Annotated in this window: 12 protein-coding genes; all 12 read left to right on the plus strand. The window is 48.4% G+C overall.

The window, feature by feature from the left end; translation table 11 throughout:
* Positions 1-212: 212 nt before the first annotated feature.
* The 12 genes from GO493_RS22880 to GO493_RS22935 all read left to right on the plus strand — a co-directional run bounded on the left by GO493_RS22880 (position 213) and on the right by GO493_RS22935 (position 21450).
* Positions 213-869, plus strand: coding sequence for a GIY-YIG nuclease family protein (locus GO493_RS22880; protein ID WP_157308551.1), 657 nt, complete (start codon positions 213-215; stop codon positions 867-869).
* 147 nt (positions 870-1016) lie between these two features.
* Positions 1017-1769, plus strand: coding sequence for a DUF6515 family protein (locus tag GO493_RS22885; RefSeq protein WP_157308552.1), 753 nt, complete (start codon positions 1017-1019; stop codon positions 1767-1769).
* A 667-nt stretch (positions 1770-2436) separates the two neighbouring features.
* On the plus strand, positions 2437-9387 hold the full coding sequence (locus tag GO493_RS22890) for a type I polyketide synthase (protein WP_157308553.1): 6951 nt from the start codon (positions 2437-2439) through the stop codon (positions 9385-9387).
* Between the two features lie 19 nt (positions 9388-9406).
* Positions 9407-13636, plus strand: coding sequence for a type I polyketide synthase (locus GO493_RS22895; RefSeq protein WP_157308554.1), 4230 nt, complete (start codon positions 9407-9409; stop codon positions 13634-13636).
* Positions 13624-13932: an acyl carrier protein gene (locus tag GO493_RS22900; RefSeq protein ID WP_157308555.1), complete on the plus strand. Its 309-nt coding sequence runs from the start codon at positions 13624-13626 to the stop codon at positions 13930-13932. Before GO493_RS22895 ends, GO493_RS22900 begins: the two co-directional genes overlap by 13 nt.
* Positions 13914-14729 (plus strand): alpha/beta fold hydrolase, encoded by an 816-nt coding sequence (locus GO493_RS22905; RefSeq protein ID WP_157308556.1) that lies wholly within the window; start codon positions 13914-13916, stop codon positions 14727-14729. The genes GO493_RS22900 and GO493_RS22905 overlap by 19 nt, the downstream gene beginning before the upstream one ends.
* A complete protein-coding gene (locus GO493_RS22910; protein WP_157308557.1) occupies positions 14708-15946 on the plus strand; it encodes a glycosyltransferase in 1239 nt (412 codons plus the stop codon). The genes GO493_RS22905 and GO493_RS22910 overlap by 22 nt, the downstream gene beginning before the upstream one ends.
* Before the next feature lie 15 nt (positions 15947-15961).
* Entirely contained in the window at positions 15962-17167 is a 1206-nt protein-coding gene (locus GO493_RS22915; protein ID WP_157308558.1) for a glycosyltransferase, read from the plus strand.
* 10 nt (positions 17168-17177) lie between these two features.
* Positions 17178-18479, plus strand: coding sequence for a condensation domain-containing protein (locus GO493_RS22920; protein WP_157308559.1), 1302 nt, complete (start codon positions 17178-17180; stop codon positions 18477-18479).
* 9 nt (positions 18480-18488) lie between these two features.
* The gene (locus GO493_RS22925; RefSeq protein ID WP_157308560.1) at positions 18489-19763 is read left to right on the plus strand and encodes a condensation domain-containing protein; all 1275 of its coding nucleotides are present in this window, start codon (positions 18489-18491) and stop codon (positions 19761-19763) included.
* A 9-nt stretch (positions 19764-19772) separates the two neighbouring features.
* Positions 19773-20249 (plus strand): hypothetical protein, encoded by a 477-nt coding sequence (locus GO493_RS22930; RefSeq protein ID WP_157308561.1) that lies wholly within the window; start codon positions 19773-19775, stop codon positions 20247-20249.
* A gap of 85 nt (positions 20250-20334) precedes the next feature.
* Positions 20335-21450, plus strand: a complete 1116-nt coding sequence (locus GO493_RS22935) for a hypothetical protein (RefSeq protein WP_157308562.1) — start codon at positions 20335-20337, stop codon at positions 21448-21450.
* Positions 21451-21593: the final 143 nt, after the last annotated feature.

Genomic DNA, 21593 nt, shown 5'->3' on the forward strand with positions numbered 1-21593 from the left:
ACATGATATTACGAATACTATTACAACATTTATATTATTGCGGTGAGCCGCATAATAAAACCAAAAGTTATTAATGAACTGATTTTCAATAGTGCAAAAAATAATTTCCCGGCGGCTTTTTATTTTATTCTGCCTGCTGATACCAGCCATCAATAAAATTTTCAATAGATTTGTTTTTAAACCCGGATAATCGTTTTCTAATTACCAAGCCCATGGAGCAGGTACTGACTGGCAAGTGTGTATACATTATCAATACAGGGAAGAACCTCTATAAGATCGGGAAGACCCAGGATCTTCAGAAGCGGTTATCTTCCTATCATACCCACCTGCCCGTTATGTTCAGGGTTATCAGGCAGTATGCCTCCGCTAACATGACAGAACTGGAGGAATGCCTGCACATTGTTTTCCAGCATAAACGCGTAAAAGGAGAATGGTTTGAACTGGGTAAAGACGACCTGGTGATCTGCGATAATATTGCCCGCAACTATGCTTTGACAGAACTGCACAAACAGGCCAGGAAATATGCCGTGATCCGCTACAGTGACAATCCCCTGCTGCAGGTCATGGAAGCGAATGAGAAATACCTGCAGGATTATTCCCGCGTGGCCCAGGATATAGAACTGGGATTGAACACCGATGAAATATTTGAACTGAATGAAGGACAGGTAAGCAAAGCCGTAATAGAAACCGTACGCCGCCTCCTGAAATACCGTACCCCTAATTCCGAATTCCTTAGTAAATGGCTCCTGGTGGTCAATGACCTCGGCTCCGGCGTAAGTGAAACAGCCATTCTCGAAAAATACAAAGGCCAGATCAGCCGGACCACCATTCAGATGATCAGGCGTATTCTGCGCAACCAGCTTTATTAACAGGCCCATCCACGCTAACTCTCTATCCATCAGCCCTTCTGACAATTGGTACAGGAATTGTTAAAATAGACTAATTCTTAAACCTTAGCGTTAGATAATGATCTAATTATCAGAAACTGCAACGAGCAGGTGTAAAACACTCAACAAATGAAAAACAAAATATATCTGTTGTTCTCGCTTATGGTCCTGGTAAGCATGGCAACAGCTAGCAGCGCCGATGCACAACACCGAGGAGGTTTCTACAGAGGAGGAGGACGCACACGTGTATCTGTAGGGATAGGAATAGGAGGCCCTGGCTTCTATGGCGGATATTATCATTACGCACCAAGACCTTACTATTATTACAGACCTTACTATCACTATTATGGCCCGCCCATTGGTTTCCGTGTAGGAGTACTGCCTTATGGCTTCCTTACATTTAATACAGCCTGGGGGCCTTACTATTATTATGATGGCTTCTTCTATCAGCCATATGCGGGCTCTTCATCATCCTCTTCTTCCGAACAGTACCAGGTAGTAGACCCTCCTATGGGAGTAGTGATCCCTAAATTGCCAAATGGCTCAAAACAAGTAGAGATAAACGGCAACACTTATTATGAAAAGAATGGCACCCTCTACCAGGAAGTAATGCAGAATAATGTAAGGAAGTATGTGGTAGTTGGTAAAGATGGTCAGCTGGAAACAGATGAAAACAATAACAATAATAACGGCAATCAGCAGGACAATGCCGCACCAGTGCAGGGAGATGTAATGGCAACTTTACCCGAGGGCAGCCGCGGTGTAGAAATCAACGGGCAGCAACTGTATGTTTCTCCGGACGGCATGTATTATCAGGAAGTGATCAACTCCGATAATTCACGGGGTTATAAGGTAGTGGGAAAAATGTCTGCCGACAATTAAACAGCACCATAAACACGAAAAATAAGTGGAATACGTGAGCCATCTCATTGTATTCCACTTATTTTTTTTTTGCTGCAGCTTCATACAATCGAATTATTTATAATATTATCATTCCGTTACTCCAGCCCATTTATTTGCATCTTCTCCTTCTTTAATTGAGATAATTTCTTTAGTTTTAACAGACCTTTAAGATTTAGCCATTGAGAGTTTACTCATTAGAATTTTGCTCAAATAACCTAGTCACCATATTCATTTTAAAAATTAGTATGAAACCTATAACCCGCAACGCGAAAAAATCCAGAGGAGAAATCCCGCTTGTGCTGTTTTCCGGATTACATAATCATTATTCACTGTCAAAAGTGATATAAATCTGGCTGCTGCTATGCGAAAGCGTATTTAACCTTTTATAATGAACAGTGATAGGTATATCAACACAGCATACTGTGTTGGTCATGTGAGAGAATCGGTCGTTTAGCCTTTATTAAATCCGCGGTATGAAATTTCCCAGTTCGTAAAACAGGATGGAAGTGCTTTGTCCAGACGTCATTCGAAGCGCTACCCGGAATCGTCAGTTATAATCAGATTTTATTCAGCGGTATTGTCACCCGCATGATCCCCGGATCGTGAGATGGGAAAGGTATGCCCTGTCACCTACCAAAAAAAAATTATGGAAAGACCTGCAATTATTGGGATCACCCCATTAGAAAGACCCGACGTTATGCTGGCGCTGGCTTTAGCAAAAGCAAAGGCATTCCCCGTACTTCACCTGGGCCGTAACGAAAGCCTTGCCACCCAGGCCCTCAAAGACCTATGCAGTAAGAATGAACAGCCCTTTGGAGTTTGTATAGGAACATCATCCATGGCTGATATCAGTTTACCTAAGCAAGTCTCACTTATTATAGCACCCGTTGGCATCACTATCAGCAAGCCTAAAAATGTAAAGTTATTTTACCAGGTACATGATCTCAGTGAAGCACAGATCGCAAAGAAAGCAAAGGCAGACGGGATCATTGTTAAAGGAAATGAAAGTGCAGGTAAAGTAGGCGCTGAATCTTCCTTCATCCTGTTCCAGCAGGCTATAAAAGCTTTTCCGGATATTCCTGTATGGGTACAGGGAGGCGCAGGTATACATACCAGCGCCGCGCTGATAGCTACCGGCGCCAGCGGCATAGTGCTGGATAGCCAGCTGCTGCTTTTTCCTGAATGTAAAGCCCCGGCAGACATTAAAAATGTATGCAGCAAACTGAATGGTAATGAAACCCGTGTCATAGATAATTACAGGGTACTGGTACGACCCAATTCTCCCGCGCTACCGGAAACGGCCACACTGAAAGATCTTGAACCTTACCTGGGCATTGCAGACCTGGATAAAGGATACCTTCCGCTTGGACAGGACATCGCTATTTCTACAGACCTGGTAAAACGGTACAGGAAACTGGACCGGCTGGTAACAGGCATACAGGAAGCTATTCGCGGCCATCTCCAGCAGGCTAAAACCCTGAACGTGATCAGCCCGGACAACCCGCTGGCAAAAGAATTGAACATCACCTATCCTATTGCCCAGGGGCCCATGACCCGTGTAAGCGATGTACCTGCATTTGCCGCAGCAGTAGCAGAAGCAGGAGCCTTGCCATTTGTAGCATTATCCCTGCTGAAAGGCACAACAGCACAACAACTGATCAGCGATACCAAGGCGCTGGCCGGCTCCAGACCCTGGGGCGTAGGCATACTGGGCTTTGCCCCGCAGGAACTGCGGGATGAGCAGATCTCTTATATAAAAGAAGCTAAACCGCCATTAGTGCTGATAGCAGGAGGCCGTCCTTCACAGGCAAAAGAACTGGAACAGATGGGTATCAAATCCTTCCTGCATGTTCCTTCTGCTTCCCTGCTGGACATGTTCCTGAAAGAAGGCGCCAGGCGGTTTGTATTTGAAGGAAGAGAATGCGGCGGGCATGTGGGCCCTCTGTCAAGCCTCGTATTATGGGAAAAACAGGTGGAAAGGCTCCTGCAGGAAGAACAGGTGGAACAACTGAACATCTTCTTTGCAGGCGGCATCCATGATGCGTTGTCCGCCGCTTTTATTGCAGTCATGACTGCCTCCCTCTCAGCAAGAGGCGCAAAGATCGGGGTACTGATGGGTACTGCATATATCTATACCCGTGAAGCCGTAGAAACAGGCGCTATACTTCAGCAATTCCAGGACCAGGCCATTCTTCACAAAGGCACAGTATTACTGGAAACAGCCCCCGGCCATGAAACCCGCTGCCTCTATTCTCCTTTTACAGATTATTTTATTAAGGAAAAAGAAAGGCTTGCGGCAGCCAATGTTGACAAAAAAGATATCTGGGCACAGCTGGAAGCACTGAACGTAGGCAGGTTAAGGATAGCCGCCAAAGGCGTAGAGCGGACAGACAAAGGCCTTGTGCAGATAGACACTCTCCAGCAGCTGCAGGAAGGTATGTACATGATAGGCCAGGTAGCGGCCATGAGAAACGAAGCTGTTACCATGGTGGCATTACATAAAGATGTAGCGGTAAATAATTTCACACTTATTCAGCAGGCTATAATGCCGGAGGCGGTTCAGCTGTCAGACAAAGCGCTGGATGTTGCCATCATTGGTATGGCCTGCATCTACCCCGGTGCAAAAAATATAGAAGAGTTCTGGAGCAATATACTTGCAGGAAAAGATTGTGTTACGGAAGTTCCTGACGAACGCTGGAATAAAGAGCTGTATTATGACGGCAATTCCAATGACGGGGATAAAACACCTTCCAAATGGGGTGGCTTCATTCCGCGTATAGATTTTGACCCGGTAGCATTCGGCATACCTCCACAGTCGCTCGCTGCTATTGACCCCACCCAGTTACTGGCCTTACTGGTAGCCAAACAGGCGCTGGACAATGCCGGTTACGGGGGCACAGACTACAATGCGGAAGATGTATCTGTGATCATAGGCGCTGAGGGAGGTAATGACCTGGCCAATAACTACGGCTTCAGGTCCCTTTACCGGCAGTACCTGGGAGAGATACCTGCAGAACTGGATGAAGTACTGCCTAAGCTCACGGAAGATTCTTTTCCCGGCGTGCTGGCCAATGTCATTTCCGGCCGTATCACCAACCGCCTGAACCTGGGCGGCAGGAACTATACTGTAGATGCCGCCTGCGCCTCCTCCCTTGCAGCCATAGACCTGGCCTGCCAGGAACTGATACTGGGTAAATCAGAGATGGTGCTGGCCGGCGCAGCAGACCTGCACAACGGTATCAACGATTACCTGATGTTTTCCAGCACACATGCCCTGTCAAGAAAAGGACGTTGCATGACCTTCGACTCCGGGGCTGACGGTATTGCCCTGGGAGAAGGCGTAGCCATGGTAGTGCTGAAACGCTATACTGACGCGAAACGCGACGGAGATAAGATCTACGCGGTGATAAAAGGTGTTGGCGGCTCCAGCGACGGTAAAAGCCTGGGCCTTACCGCTCCCCGCAAAGCCGGACAGATAAAAGCACTGGAAAGAGCGTATGAACAAAGCGGTATCTCACCTTCTGCCGTAGGACTGGTAGAAGCACATGGCACCGGCACCGTGGTGGGCGATAAAACAGAACTGAGCGCACTGACAGATATGCTGATACAATCAGGCGCCATAGCCGGACAAACACACCTGGGATCTGTCAAGACCCAGATAGGCCATACCAAATGCGCCGCAGGCCTTGCAGGACTGATCAAAGCCGCACTCTCTGTTTATCATGGCGTTAAGCCCCCTACCCTGCATATACAGGCGCCCAACAGTTTTTATAATGAAAATACCAGCCCCTTCCTCTTCAATAAAGAAGCAGGCATATGGCTGGATGATAACAGGCTGGCAGGCGTGAGCGCTTTCGGGTTTGGCGGCACCAACTTCCATGCGGTGATTGCCAACGATGGCAATCTGACTGAAGACACCCCTGTTCTCAAAAACTGGCCGGCAGAGCTGTTTGTATTTCGCGGAGAACAGGACAGCGATGTACGCCGGCTACTACAGTCTGTGAGGGACCTGCTGGACTACAATGACAACATTGCCCTGAAAGATATTGCATACAGCCTTGCCAGTTATAGCGATGCGCCTGTGCGTTTAAGCATAGTGGCAGGCAGCCGTGAAGACCTGATCATGAAAACAGATCTGGCCCTGTCCGGCGCTACATCAAAAGAGATCTACCCCATACATCCCGTAGCCGGTAAGGTGGCCTTCCTGTTTTCAGGACAGGGCAGCCAACGGGTAAATATGGCCCGGGAACTTTTCGTAGCCTTCCCTGTTATGCGCAGGCTGCTGAAAAAATATCCTGCTTATGAAAAGCTGATCTTCCCTTCTGCCGCCTTCAATACCGAAGCTGCTGAAAAACAAAAGGAAACCCTCAAAGACACCCGCATCACCCAACCGGCGCTGGGCATAGTAGACCTGGCACTGGCATCCTTTTTAAAAGACCTGGGAATTGTACCGGACATGGTAGCCGGACATAGCTACGGAGAGCTTCCCGCACTCTGCTTTGCCAATGTATTTGCAGAAGAAGAACTGGTGCCCCTTAGCGAGAAAAGGGCCCAGGCCATCATGAACGCCATTGAAGACGATAAGGGCGTGATGGTAGCAGTGAACGGCACTGCCGAAACGCTGGCGCCGTTTACCCAACCCGGCAGTGGTGTATATGCTGTTAACCACAACTCTCCACAGCAATGGGTGCTGGCCGGCGCCACCAAAGACATGGAAAAGGTAATGGAGCAACTGAAAGAGCAACGCATTTCCTTCAAACAAATGGAGGTGGCCTGCGCTTTTCACAGTCCGCTGATTGCCCGTTCTGCCACTCTGTACAAAACAGCCATTAAGGATACAGCGTTCGGCAAACCCACTATCCCCGTATGGTCTAATACCACGGCAGCGTTGTACCCTGACACTGCTGAAGGCATCAGGGAAAGGCTGGCCGCACACCTGGTACAGCCGGTACTCTTCTCTGAAGAAGTAGAACAGATGTATGCTGCCGGCGCCAGGGTATTCATTGAGACGGGCCCCGGCAAAGTGCTTACCAACCTCACACGCGCCATTACAGATAAAGACACCCTGCTGTTAAATACAGAAGATAAAACCCAGCATGCCATTGCTTTCCTGCTCAATACTATTGCACAATACCTCAGCAGCGGCAGAAGCGTGGACCTGGAAAAGCTGTTTACAGGCAGGGATGCCCGTAAGCTGGACCTGGATACACCTGCACAATACAAAAAGAGCAGCACTATCTGGTATGTGAACGGACAACTATCTGTACCGGCCACCGGCAAACTGCCTGCTCATGGCGCCATGCCGGTATTACAGCCCGTAAGGTTGAAAAATACCGAAGTACGGACTGTTGCGGCACCCGGCGGTAATGCAGAACAGATGGTGCAGGAATACCTGAACAGCGTGAAATACCTGGTCCAGGCCCAGCGCGATGTCATACTGGGTTACCTGGGCCATACTCCCAGAACTATCAGCCATGTCGAAATACCGGAAACACCTGCGGTCACTAAAAAAGAGCTACCGCCGGTGCAAACTCCCCAACCGGCAGTACCAGCCGGCAACGGAAATGGTCAGCGTGATGTGAAACGGATACTGATAGAAGTGGTGAGCGATAAAACAGGATACCCACACGAAATGCTGGGACTGGAAATGGATATGGAAGCTGACCTGAGCATAGATTCCATTAAGCGTATGGAGATTATCGGAGAACTGAGAACACAGATGGGCGGCTTCAAATCCAGCGGTAAAAGTGATGAAACAGTAGTAGAACAGCTGGCCGGCATTAAAACCCTGAAGGGACTACTGGAATGGATAGCCAACAATGTAGACCAGCCATCAGATACCGGTGGAGTTTCCCTGCAGCATGCCATTGAACATCCCGCAACCGCAGCGCCGGAAAGTAAACGCTGGACAGAACAGGACATACGCAGTACCATCCTGCTGACGGTGAGTGAAAAAACAGGCTATCCGCAGGATATGCTGGGCCTTGATCTTGACCTTGAAGCAGATCTGAGCATTGATTCCATCAAACGCATGGAAATACTGGGAGAGCTGAGAATAAAGATAGGCGGACTGCCACAGTCAGACGAAAAAGCAGAGGCACTGGCAGGCATCAAAACCCTGAACGGACTGGTAAGCTGGATTTCAGGTAATATCCCCGCAGAAACCACTACCACCACATCTGTGACAGTTACAGTACCGGCAACTGCTCCCACATCTTTATCGAGGATACGGTTTGCCCTTGTACCTGCCCCATTTGATCCATCATCAAAAACCAATATCAGCGGAGAAAGGTTTGCCATTATGGACGATGGCAGCGAGATCCCCGCAGGCATTAAAGCCCGGCTGGAGGCACAGGGCGCTGAGGCTGACATTGTAAGCACAGACGCCCTGCTGGAAGGATACAAAGGCCTGATCATCATTGACAGGCCTGCTTCTCCTCTCCGCCCGGATATCATCTCTGCTTTCACTGCCATTAAAACACTGGACGCAGATCATGTAAAATGGGTGTACGCTATCTCTGCAGGACATACGAAAAACCTGCGTCATGTGCAGGGATATCCCGGGTTCCTGAAAAGCCTTGATAAAGAGTGGGACCATACCAAATGCAGAAGTATCAGTCTTATGGACAGCTGGCAACCGGAGCAAATCCCTGCCCTCCTGCTGGAAGAGATCCTCTATCCTGACGCTCCTTCTGAAATTATCTATCACAACGGCAGCAGGCATGTATATGACCTGATACCGGAAACACTGGCTCCGGCAGAGAAGCCTCAGATAGACCTTAACAAAGATTCCGTCATACTGGTGCTTGGCGGCGCCCAGGGTATTACGGCAGAGCTGATGGTGCGTTTCTCCAAAGACTATCCCTGCCACTATATACTGGTAGGCCGGTCTGCCGATCCCAGGGAGGGCGGGCTGAATAACTACACCGCGTTTCAGACCAAAGAAGACATCAAAAAGCAACTCATAAAAGAAGGACAGCTGCAGAAGCCTGCAGATATAGAAAAACGGGCGGCTGATATTCACAAGGCCAACCAGATACTCAGCACCATTTCGGCGCTGACGGCAAACGGGGCAACGGTAGCTTACCAGGCCCTGGATCTCAGGAATGAGGACCAGTTACAGAACCTTATCTCTCAGATATACCAGACACATGGACGGATAGATGGTGTTGTACACGGTGCAGGATTGCTGGAAGACAAGCTATTCCGTCAGAAAACGCCCGATTCCTTTGAAAGAGTCTTCTCCACTAAAGTGACCCCGTTGAGGATCCTTGCCGAACAACTACGGCAGGACACGCAGTTCGTGATCCTGTTCTCCAGCGTAGCATCTGTATACGGGAACCGGGGCCAGACCGATTATGCGGCGGCAAATAGCGTACTTGACAGATATGCCTGGGAACTTAATAAAACCATTAAAGGGAAAGTGACTGCCATCAACTGGGGTCCGTGGAAAGGCACGGGCATGGTATCTCCTTCATTGGAGAAAGAATATGAACGCAGGGGCATTGCCCTTATACCACTGAAGGCCGGTATAGAAACCTTCGTGAATGAGCTGAAATACGGTAACGAAAGCCAGGTACTGATAATGGCAGAATAAACACATCTAAAGCTTTGACATGAAGACACAGGTTGACACAGCTATTATAGGTATGTCGGGTATTTTTCCCGGCGCCGGCAACATACACTCATTCTGGCAGAACATCATACAAAAGACCGATGCCATACAGCCCGTACCTGCCAACCGGCTGGATGATACATTTTTTGGTCAGCAGCCGGATACAGTAGATCGCTTTTACTGTAAAAGAGGTGGTTTCATCGATGAATTTGCGCTTTTTGATCCTATACAATTCGGTATCCTTCCGCTTGCTGTGGAAGGCACAGAACCTGAACAGCTGCTGGCCCTTTCCCTGGCCAGACAGGCATTACAGGATGCATCAGTTTTTGAGAAGAACCTTGCACTGGACAAAACCGCCATCATTATCGGGAAAGGCAACTACCCCGGCGCCGGCGCTACCAGGGCCATTGAGATAGTAAGAACAGGAGAGCAGATAGTAAGACTGCTGCAATCCCTGTTACCTCATCTGCAACAGGAAGATCTCGATAAAGTAAAAAGGGAGTTCCAGGTGAAGAAGGGACGTTTCGGACCTGATACCGCTATGGGCCTGATACCTAACCTGGTAGCCTCCCTGGTGGCCAACCGCCTGAACCTGGGCGGGGCAGCCTACACAATAGATGCTGCCTGCGCCAGCTCTCTGATAGCGGTAGACCATGCTATACAGGAACTCAGTACCGGCCGCGCCAATATGGTGATTGCCGGCGGCGTACATGTATCGCAGAACGCTCCTTTCTGGAGCATTTTCCACCAGCTGGGCGCCCTGTCCCGACGCCAGCAGATCCGCCCGTTTGACCAGCAGGCAGATGGCCTGCTGATAGGAGAAGGCTGCGGATTTGTAGTGCTGAAGCGCCTGGAAGATGCCCTCAAAGACAACGACCGGGTATATGCCGTGATCAAAGGCACCGGCGTATCGAGCGACGGAGCCGGCACCAGCGTGATGAGCCCTTCCGTAAAAGGACAATCGCTCGCCATCACACAAGCCTGGCAGCAGGCAGGTATCGACATAACCGAAGTAGGATATATAGAAGCACACGGCACCGGCACCCCCCTGGGCGATAAAACAGAACTGGAAACACTGGCACAGGTATTCGGCAATGATAAAAAACTGCCCAAAGCAGGTATCGGCTCTATCAAATCAATGATAGGCCACGCAATGCCGGCAGCCGGTATTGCAGGACTGATCAAAACCGCACTGGGGCTGTTCTACAACAAACTCCCTCCTACCCTGCATTGTGACGCGCCACTGGAAGCTATGCAGCATACACGTTTTGAGCCCGTAAGGGAAGTACAGGACTGGGACCAGTCAGGATTACCTAAACGGGCAGGCGTAAACGCATTCGGATTTGGCGGCATCAACGCTCATGTGGTAGTTGAAGCTCACAGCACTCCTGCCAGAACACTATTCAACGGTATGGGGCCTGCTAAAAAAGACGCTGTCCTCCTGCTGGCAAGAAAGGATAAACAATCTCTCATAAAAGCCCTGGAAGCACAGGAAACAGACCCGGGAAAAGGCAACTACAGGATAGCCCTGTTTGACCCTACTCCGGAACGTATACGCAAGGCCATCAAAATAGTGGACAGAGATACCTCCTGGCGCAACAAACAGGATATCTGGTTTACAAATGAGCCGCTTATAAGCAAAGGAGGCAGGATAGCATTCCTGTTCCCTGGCCTGGACGGCTTATCCGGCGGGGAGATTGACAGCGTGGCACGCTACTTTGACCTTCCCCATACAACAGAGGCCAGTGCTTCAAAAGACGGTGTATTTGACTCTGCCATACAACTGCTGGAAAAGAGCTTTATCATGGACGCAGCCCTGAAACAGCTGGGTATACAGCCGGACATGAACGCAGGCCACAGCCTGGGTGAATGGCTGGCAGGACGCTCTTCCGGCCTTGCAGAAGAAGCATCTGTACTTACCCTGCTCCAGGAGCTGAACCCTTCCTCCTTTGAACAGAAGAACACCCGGTTCCTCGTGGCAGGGTGTGGATATGAGCGACTGGCCCCACTGATGGAAGGTATTAAAGACATCTATCTGTCGATGGACAACTGTCCGCAACAGGTGATCCTCTGCGGTACCATTGAAGCAGTAGATGAGCTGGTACCCATTCTCCAGAAACAACAGATCTTCCACCAGCTGCTTCCTTTCCAGTCCGGCTTCCACTCTCCGTTTGTAGCCAGCAAGCTGGATATATTACTGGCAGGCATCAGCAAGGTGAACTTCCGGAAAACAAAGATCCCGTTATGGTCTGCCACAACACTCAGCACCTATCCTGAAGACTTTGAAGCCATAAAGGAACTGAGCGTTGACCACCTGATAAAACCTGTGCGCTTCAGAGAGCTGACAGAGAAACTGTATGAAGAAGGCGTCCGGGTATTTGTGCAGGCAGGGTCCGGAGGACTGGTAGGTTTTGTGGATGATACGCTGAAAGGCAAACCATACAGCTCTATAGCTGCCAACCTTCCTACAAGAGGTGGAATAGAACAATTACAAAGAGTGCTGGCGGCACTGTTTGTAGAAGGAAAAGAAACAGACCTCTCCTTCCTGGGTATCAATAAGCCAGCACAGGGAGTACCTATGAAGCTGCAACTGGGCTCTCCTTTTGTAGCAGAGATAGATGCGTTCAAACATATCAGGCCAGCCGCCGTACAACAGCCGGAGCCGGCATATTCCTCTCCTGTATTGCAGGCCTTCAGAGAAAACTATGCCGAGATCACGGCTATACAGGAAGAGATCATTGCATTGTTCAACAATACTAACACTGCCACTACACTGGCTCCTCCCGTAAGAAAAGCGGTAAGCAGGCAGCTGGACATCTCTTTACAGAACACGCCTTATCTCATAGATCATGCACTGCTGCGGCAGAAACCGGGATGGCATTGCCCGGATGATATGGACCCGGTAATTCCGATGACCATGATCTTTGAAATGTTTGCAGATATAGCGCTGGAAAATGCACCAGGCAGCATTGTTCAGAAAATATCACAGATACAGGTATTCCAGTGGATGAATGTAGCGTCTCCTTTCCGGGAAACCATCACCGGCCAATGGCTGGACCAGGACACCATTTCCATGAACATGGAAAAGTATGCCAATGCAAAGGTGACCGTAGCAGAGCAATACAGTCAGCCTCCGTACTCACGGCTCAGTACAGGCACTCCATTACCCATTACCAGAACACCCGGACAGATCTACGAAGAACATATGTTTCACGGCCCTGCCTACCAGGGCATCCGTGAAATAGTGACCGTAGGAGATAAAGGCATTACCGGTATTATAACCGGCAGTATGGGTAAAGGATCACTATTGGATAATGCAGGTCAGCTGTTCGGGCTATGGCTGCAACTCACTCTGCCGAAAGACAGGATCGCATTTCCTGTTAAGATCCAGGAAGTAGCTTTCTATGGTGACATGCAGAACCAGCAGGGCGTGTTTGAATGCACCTGTGAGCTGACAGAGCTGACAGATGAATTTGCCACCGCCAATTTCATCCTGAAAAGAGACCAGCAGGTATGGGCCATCATCACCGGCTGGCAGAATGCGAGACTGGAAATAGACGAAGCCCTGTGGCGCGTTTCCATGTCGCCGTTGCATAACAGGATGTCAGAAGAAATAGTACCGGGTATTTTCCTGTTCAGGCATAACTACCAGCGCGTAGTATCGTGGGACTTTATCATGAAGCGCTATTTCAACCAGGACGAAAAAGCCTTTCTGCGTTCCCTGCTGCCTAACAAAAGAAAGGAGAAGATCATCAGCCGGGCAGCTGCAAAAGATGCTGTGAGGGCTTTGCTGCAGCAAAAGCAGGAAGCATATTATCCTATAGAGTTCGAAATAAGATCTGACGACGCTGGTAAGCCTTTCCCGCATGGAGAGATGACCCATGGTATACAGATCTCCATCGCCCATAAAGAAAAAATAGCTGTGGCGATGGCACGTTATCATACTCCCGCAGGAATAGATATAGAAGAGATAAAGCCTCAGAGTGAAGGGTTCAGCGAACTGGTATTCCAGCCGGAAGAACTTGCGCTGATAGCACAAAGGGATAAAACAGAATGGACCATACGCTGCTGGGTGGCCAAAGAAGCTTATGGAAAATATCTTGGCAAAGGGCTTCAGGGCAATCCGAAAGCATATGTGATAGAGGAAATTAACGGAGACATACTACGCATAAAAGACATCAGCATTCAAACTTTTAAACACAATAATTATATCATAGGATGGACGCTATAACTACACAAAAAAAATTAAACAGCGAAGAGATCTTCGCCATACTTAAAGGATTCATTACTGAAGTGATAGGAGAAGAATTTGTGGAAGACATGGACATTTCCCGTGAAAGCTCTTTTACCCGTGACCTTGAGATGGACAGTATTGAGATCGTATCATTCTCTGAAAAGGTCAAAGCTCATTTCGGAGAGCATATAGACTTTACCGGCTGGCTGTCAGGCATGGACCTGGACCAGCTGATCAACCTTACCCTGGACCATATCATTAAATACATTGAATCATGCCAGTCATCAAAGTAAACAACAGGTCAGTACATATCCAGGAATTCAACAAGGGCGCCCGGGAAACAGTATTGCTGGTACATGGTATGTTCAGTAATCTTTCCGTTTACTACTTCAACATAGCGCCTATTCTTGCCCAGCATTTTCATGTGCTGATGTATGATATGAAAAGCCATGGCATGAGCGAAAAATGCCCCGATGGTTATGACCTGGATTCCATGTCGGACGATTTGTTTGACCTCATGAACGCTATGCACCTGAAATCAGTTTACCTGGCGGGATACAGCTTTGGCGGGCTGGTAGCGTTAAAAACCGCTATGCGCTATCCTGAAAGGGTAAAGAAACTGGCTATCATAGAAGCTCCTGATCCGAATGACGATGAAACAAGGGGTATCATGGAAATTTACAGTAAAGAGTTCCTGGTAGATTATATCAACAACTATACGGATACTACGAGGATGCGTATGGGCAAGCGGCAGCTGGACAAGAACCATAAGATGTATGAATACCTGTTCAATGAAACATCTATCAAGGCGGATATGAATAATGAGCGGTCTTTTTTTGCCAGTCCGTTCATTGACCAGATACCACATGACACACTGCTGATCTACGGAAAGGATTCCAATTGCCTTTCTTCCGGCCGCAAGCTCTATCACCGGATACCACGCTCCAAACTGGTGCTGATAGAGGGAGATCATAATGTTCCTATACAACAGCCGGCCGAAACTGGTCAGCGGCTGAAAGATTTCTTCACCGGCTGGCAGATTAAAATCAAACAGATCAACCACAGATTATGGCACGCTTTGCGTTTATAGTACCGCCCCTGACGGGTCATGTAAATCCTACCCTAAGCCTTGGAGCCGAATTACTGCAACGCGGTCACCGCGTTGCGTGGATCAGCCTGGACGCCTCCCTGATAACCCGGCTGCCTAAGTATGGAGAGCTGTTGCTTGTTGAATATGACCAGGATGATGCCGACAAAAAGAATAGTGAAGAATACCTTGACCAGATCACCAAAAAGAATGTGTCGGGTATTGAAAGCATTAAATTCCTGTACGAAGATGTACTGATACCGCTGAACAGGTTCATGTTTGACGGCATACTTACCCAGCTGGAAAATTTCAAACCTGATGTGGTGATCAACGATCATCAGCTGTTTGCAGGCGCTATTGCCGCTTACAAGCGCCGGATACCTTATGCCACTTCTGTAACGGCGCCGGCAGCCATTAAAATGATGGACGATCTTCCAGGTGTTCATGAATGGGAAATGAAACAGATAACAGGGCTGCAGCAGGAACTGGGTATTCCGGGAGATAAGGGTATTGTATGCTCTGAGGCCCTGACCATGGTATTCACCTCAAAAGATTTTTTCGGTGATATGCGGCTCCCGGGATTTTACAGGTTTGTAGGCCCGGTTATCCGTAACCGTTCTGTCATCAGCGGATTTAACTGGGAACGTTTCAACAGTATGAAGCAACCCAGGATACTGGTATCTATCGGCACTACGTTCGATCATTGTTACAAGAAAGAATTTTTCGGGAAAGTGATAGAAGCATTTGCAGATGAAGCATTGTCTGTAGTGGTGGTTTCAGATGAACAGCTTTTTGAAAAGTGGCCGGACAATTTCATAGTAAGTGAGCGGGTGCCTCAGCTGGAATTGCTGCCCCACCTGGATGCCGTAGTATGTCATGGCGGGCATAATACCGTTAGTGAAACCTTACTGCACGGGCTGCCGCTGGTGGTAATACCTATTGCCTATGACCAGTCACACGTGGCCGGCCGGGTAGTAAGTGCCGGCAGTGGTATAAGACTGAACTACAGGCGGTTTAAGGCTAATCACCTGAAAGATGCCGTATATGGTGTATTACAGGACCCTTCCTATAAAATTGCAGCAGAGCTGATACAACGCTCTTTTGAAGAAGCAGGAGGAGCTGCTGCTGCCGCCACTATGCTGGAAGAGCTGATCTCCCGGCATGAATCCTATGGAGTGCCCGGTTCACAGGCCTTCTACCGTAACCGTTTCTATCATTAAAAAAGCAAGTGCAAGATGGCAAAATTCATGTTCGTGGTGCCGCCCTTTTTTGGGCATATCAGTCCCACGTTAAGCGTAGGAGGCAGTTTACTGGCCAAAGGTCACGAAGTGATCTGGGTAGGCATCCAGGAACTGTCAGCATCACATATCCCTGCCGGTGGCAAATTTATTGTACCTCATGAGCAACTGGCCCCTTACCAGGAAGCCATTCAGCAGATCCTGAAAATGCAGGACGATGGTCCTAAACTGTCAGGTGTGGAAACATTAAAGCTGGCGCTGGAAGGCACCTATATTCCCTTCTGCCGTTTTATGGTGCCCGGCGTATCTCATGTGGCTGATAAGTTTCAGCCGGATGTGATTGTCAGCGACTGTATCACTTTTGCCGGCGCCATTACCGCCTATCTTAAAGATATTCCCTGTGTCACTACCACGCCTGTACCTCCTGATGTAACCGGAGACGCCATGCAGGCGCCTAAGATATTTGAATGGCAGCAGCAGCTGATCCGCAATCTGCAGCATGAATTTGGTATCTATACAGATGAATATGTGATCCACTCCCGCGAGATGAATATCGTATTCACCTCCAGAGAATTTGCCGGCAGTACCGATCCGCTGCCGCATATGCGGTTTGTAGGCCCGGTAAAAGGACGGCCTAATGATACTCCGTTTGACTGGGAGCGTTTATCAAAAGTAACATCCCCCAAAGTATTTGTATCTCTGGGTACCTTGCTGGTAGATATCAGGAAGGAGTTTTTTGCCAAACTGGTTGAAGCATTTGCAGACGAACCTGTTACCATTGTAGCCGCCACTGATCCGGCTATTTTCCCACAATGGCCAGACAACTTCATTGTACAGGGGTTTGTACCACAATCTGCTTTGATGCCGCAAATGGATGCTGTGATCTGTCACGGAGGTTTTAATACAGTGAACGACGCATTCATGAACGGACTGCCCATGCTGATCACCCCTATTGCCTATGATCACTTCCACACGGCATCTTTAATAGAGAATGCCGGCTGTGGCATCAAACTAAGATATAAACGTTTAAGGGTGCCCGATCTGAAAGCCGCTATGCGGGAAGTACTGGAAAATCCGGCCTACCGCCAGGCCGCGCAACGTGTCAGGGATACTTTCATCAGTGCAGGTGGTAATGACAAAGCTGTAGAACTATTGGAAACATTCGCACAACGGGCAACCAATATCATATCCATTCAGCAGTAATCCATTAACAATGCAACGTAAACTCCTGTTTCTTGAACGGTTGATGCTGGGTGACGGCCGCACCCCTTTTAATGGCGTCTTTGTAATAAGGATCAAAGGCACTGTCACCATGGAACTTTTACGTAATGCCCTGAACAAGCTACAGGCCAAACATCCGCTGCTCAGGGCGGGTATTACCTGTAGCAAGGACGGTACTCCTTATTTTACGGTCAATGAATCCTGTCCTGAAATACCCGTTACCGTTACAGAACAGTTCTATGATGATGACTGGGTGCTGCAGTCTATCAATGACTGGGCCACGGTATTTGATACCGCTAACGGTCCGTTGATCAAGCTGCACTGGATCAGTGGTACCGGTATGTCAGATCTTGTTATGGCTTTTCATCATTGCATGTGCGATGGCGGGGCAGGCCTTATGCTGATCAAAGACCTGGTAGCCCTGCTGGACAATCCCGCCAGGGATATAGGCAGACATGGCTCTATCTGTACCATTGAAGAAATAGTGCCGGCAACAGTTCTGAACAGTAAAAGCAGAAAGCTGAAAGCCCGTTTCCAGGCAGTACTGATCAGGGCCGGCCTGAGATTACTGGCAGCGCTGACCACTACCCAGAATAAGCCCCGCTCTTACAGGGAAAGGGATTACCTGGTGCACTGGAAGCTCAGCCCCTCACAATCTGCCGCCCTGTTCAAACAATGCACAGCACAGGGAGTAACGGTCAATACAGCACTTTGCGTAGCTTTCCTGGAGGCATTCCGGCAGGTAAAAGGTAAAACGGCACGGAACAAGATCACCTGTCCTGTAGATATCAGGAAGTTTGTGAAAGAGATCAGGCAGGATACCATCTTTTCATTTGGTCTTTCACTTACGCTGTCATTACCACCATCCAGGGCTTCCTTCTGGGAAAAGGTCCGTGAGCTGCAACAGATCGTTTCAAAGAAAATGGACAGGATGGACCCGTACGATTTCCTGCTGCCTTTCGAACAGGCGCATAGTTCACTACCTCATATCAGGAAAGTGCTTACCTACGGAAAGGTGAACTATGACCTGATGTTCTCCAATATGGGCAAACTGGACCTACCGGAGAAGTATGATAATATAGCAATAGAAACAATTTTCAGTCCCACGGTAATTGGCCCGTTTGGCAATCCTAATACAATTATTACATCCACCTATAAAGGGCAGATAGATTTTTCATTTGTGTCTAACGACGTATTCCTTACTTATATGGAAGCGTTGAGCGTCAAAGAAAAATCAATGTCACTCCTGCTGGGAGAACTGCCTGTGCCGCAAACCGGTGTGGCTATAGTATAAGCGTTTAAAATGAACAGATATTTAATACTTGGCGAGCGGATCATGTTTGTGGAGGCCGGCGCCACGGTGAACTGTATTTTCACGGCAAAAGTGCGGGGCAATATTATTCCCGAAAGACTTACCAATGCTTTAAAAAAGGTGCAGGATAAACATGCGCTCTTAAAAGTTGTGATCAGAGAGGATGAGAAAGGACGGCCATATTTTGTTTCAGATACACAGATCCCACCTATCCCTGTTGAAATACGGGAACGGCAGTCTGACAACGACTGGCTGGCAGTATCTGCCTCAGAATGGCATCACTCTTTCCAGGTCAGGAAAATGCCCCTGGCAAGGGTGGTATGGCTGCGGGGCGAAGAGGTATCTGAATTAATGCTGGTTTGTGCACATTGCATCTGTGACGGTTCCTCCATACTTACCCTGATGCGGGAAATACTACAGGTGCTTGATGAGCCGGATACAGTACTGACGCCATATGAACCGTTCAGTTCTGTACAGGCTTTCCTGCCTCCTGCCTTGCTGGCCAATAAATGGCTGCGTATCAAGGCCGGAATGATCAGGGCTATAGCCGGGATAGTGCTCCGGTTAAAAACACCGCGTATTAAAACGCCCCCCGGTAATAGTTACATGGTTCACTGGAAGATGGATGCTGAGGCCTCCCGCGCACTGGTAAACCGTTGCAGAGAAGAGAAAACATCTTTACATGCAGCCTTCTCCGTAGCCTTCCTGGAGGCATACCAGCATGTGATGGGCAATGCCGCCAAAGGCAGGGTGATATGCCCGGTAGATATCAGGCGCTTCCTGCCGGAGCTGAAAAAAGATCAGATGTTCGCCTTTGCCCCAATTGCAGAGCTATCTGTCGAAAAAGACAGCACGGCCGGTTTCTGGACAAAGACCAGGATGCTGAAAAATGACCTTACAGCCAAAATAGATGGCATGAATATACATGAGCTGTTATTCATGAGCGAGTACTTCCATTCCTCCGCTCCGCAAATGATAGCATTTCTGAAAGCTACGGAAGGCAATCATGATGTGACGCTTTCAAATATGGGCAAGCTGGATATTCCAGATAACTACAACTCATTCCATCTTGAAACCATTTATAGCCCCAGCGCAGGCTTTCCATGGAGAAATCCTAACACCCTGGTAATAAGCACATTCAGGGACCAGGCAGATTTCTCCTTTATTTCCGGTGAGCATTTCCTGGCAGAAAAGGACGCCCGGGCCATTAGCGACAGGATGCAGGCGTTGCTGGAGGAAAAAGAATCTGTTTTACAGGAACTGTAACTGATGAATATGCAGCCGCTAAAGAAATTCACACAGAAGCAGGTGCTCATCTATGCCATCACCAACCTGGTCATTAATGGCCTGGTACCCTATTATGGATTTGACGACCTGAATAATGTTTACCTGTTCAGAGGGGAACACCCGCTGGCCAGGTTCCTTTTACCCATGTCCCTCCTGCTGCCTTTTTTTATTACTCTCGATATATTAAAGAAAACTATTGCCCTGCTGGAAGGGGAATATATCAGCGAGCAGTTATCCAGCAAAACCCTGAAGATCCGCTTCATGTTAAAAACGGCAGGGGTAAATGCAATATTTACCCTGAGTATTACGTTAGCCGCTATGCTTGGCATCCATGTCTCTTTACCGGAAAATTACAGCTTTAACGGCACCATGCTGGCTGTACTATCTGGTTTACTGGCGGGTGGAATGGCCATCTTTTTTACCCTCCAGCCTATACAGAAGGTAAAAAAGCTGTATCCACGCTAACAATCAGGATTATTACATAATTTAGTAATGGTAAACCATCCTGATCGTTAAACGGAGGGTTTATCATCACTAAATTGCTTATTGCATGAAAAGGATTATTGTATTGATCGCATTCATTTTGCCGCTCGGATCAATTGCCCAGACCAAACTTACAGAAACCATTACAGAGGATTTTTCTACAAAAATGGCTAAGCGATATGAGCTGAGAGATGACTCCCTGATACTTTTTGTTACCGAACAGATGTCAAGAAGCGGGGCCGGCGGACTGGATATAGACAAGACGATGACCGAACTTAAAAGTGATCCTGCCGCCCTGGATGCGGCACTGAAATATCTCTACCAGTTCAGCGACTGTAACAGGCAGGGGTTCATCGCTAACCTCCGGAAGCTGAACCTGCTCAACAACAGTGTGTTCCCCCTGGCAACATATACCGTGAACAAATTTAAGAATGAGGCGAAAGACCTGGCAGAAGAGAAATCCACTCTCTATAAAACCGGGGCTATTCCTGCCACTTCTCCAAGACCGGTATATATACCAGCCCTGGCTAAAGCGAAGGAAACGAATGCACCACAGGAACCAGGCAGTGAACCGGCACCTTCCACTTCTACGGATGTGACTCCGGGTACGGACCCTGCTACAACTACTACAACACCGGCTACTGCAACAGCTGCTCCTGCAGAAGATACCTATAACTGGGATGTGAGGACCATTTTCAAGCTACGCCAGCCCGAACAGCTGGAAGCATTATATGGTAAGGATAATGTTGTGGAACGCCCTGCCACAGACCTGCTGGGCAATGAAATCCAGGCAAAAGCCTATTATGTGTTTCCTGATACAGAGAATGAAATGCAGGTAGTATTTGATGGAGATAATGCCCCCAGTGTGACATTTGCAGGCGAACGCTCAAAATGGAAATCTCCGTTTGGGCTGAAAGTAGGCGATCCTGTGGAGAAAGTGAATAAAGTGAATGGCAGGAGCTTTAAGATCAATGGATTTGAATGGGATAATGGCGGAACTGTAGCCAGCTGGAATGGTGGGGCCATAGATGGTAAGGGAGTAGCTATCCTGTTTAAAGCTAATAATTCCGGGGATCCCAAATTATACGACCAGGTGACGGGGGATAAGAAAGTCAGTTCTGATCTTTCTGCATTGAAGAAGCTGGAAGTGGTTGTGGAGAAGATAGCTTTCAAGAGTAATTAATTATAGCAGGGAACTGATTGAGTAGGAAGGTAGGGATTAGTTCCCTACCTGTCCCCTCTAGCCACCGTACGTACGGTTCCGTATACGGCGGCCCATCAGAATAAAGCATTGGGAAGGGTACTTAACTCACATAGAGATAGGTA

This window comes from Chitinophaga tropicalis (assembly GCF_009758205.1).
GTDB classification, from domain to species: Bacteria; Bacteroidota; Bacteroidia; order Chitinophagales; family Chitinophagaceae; genus Chitinophaga; species Chitinophaga tropicalis.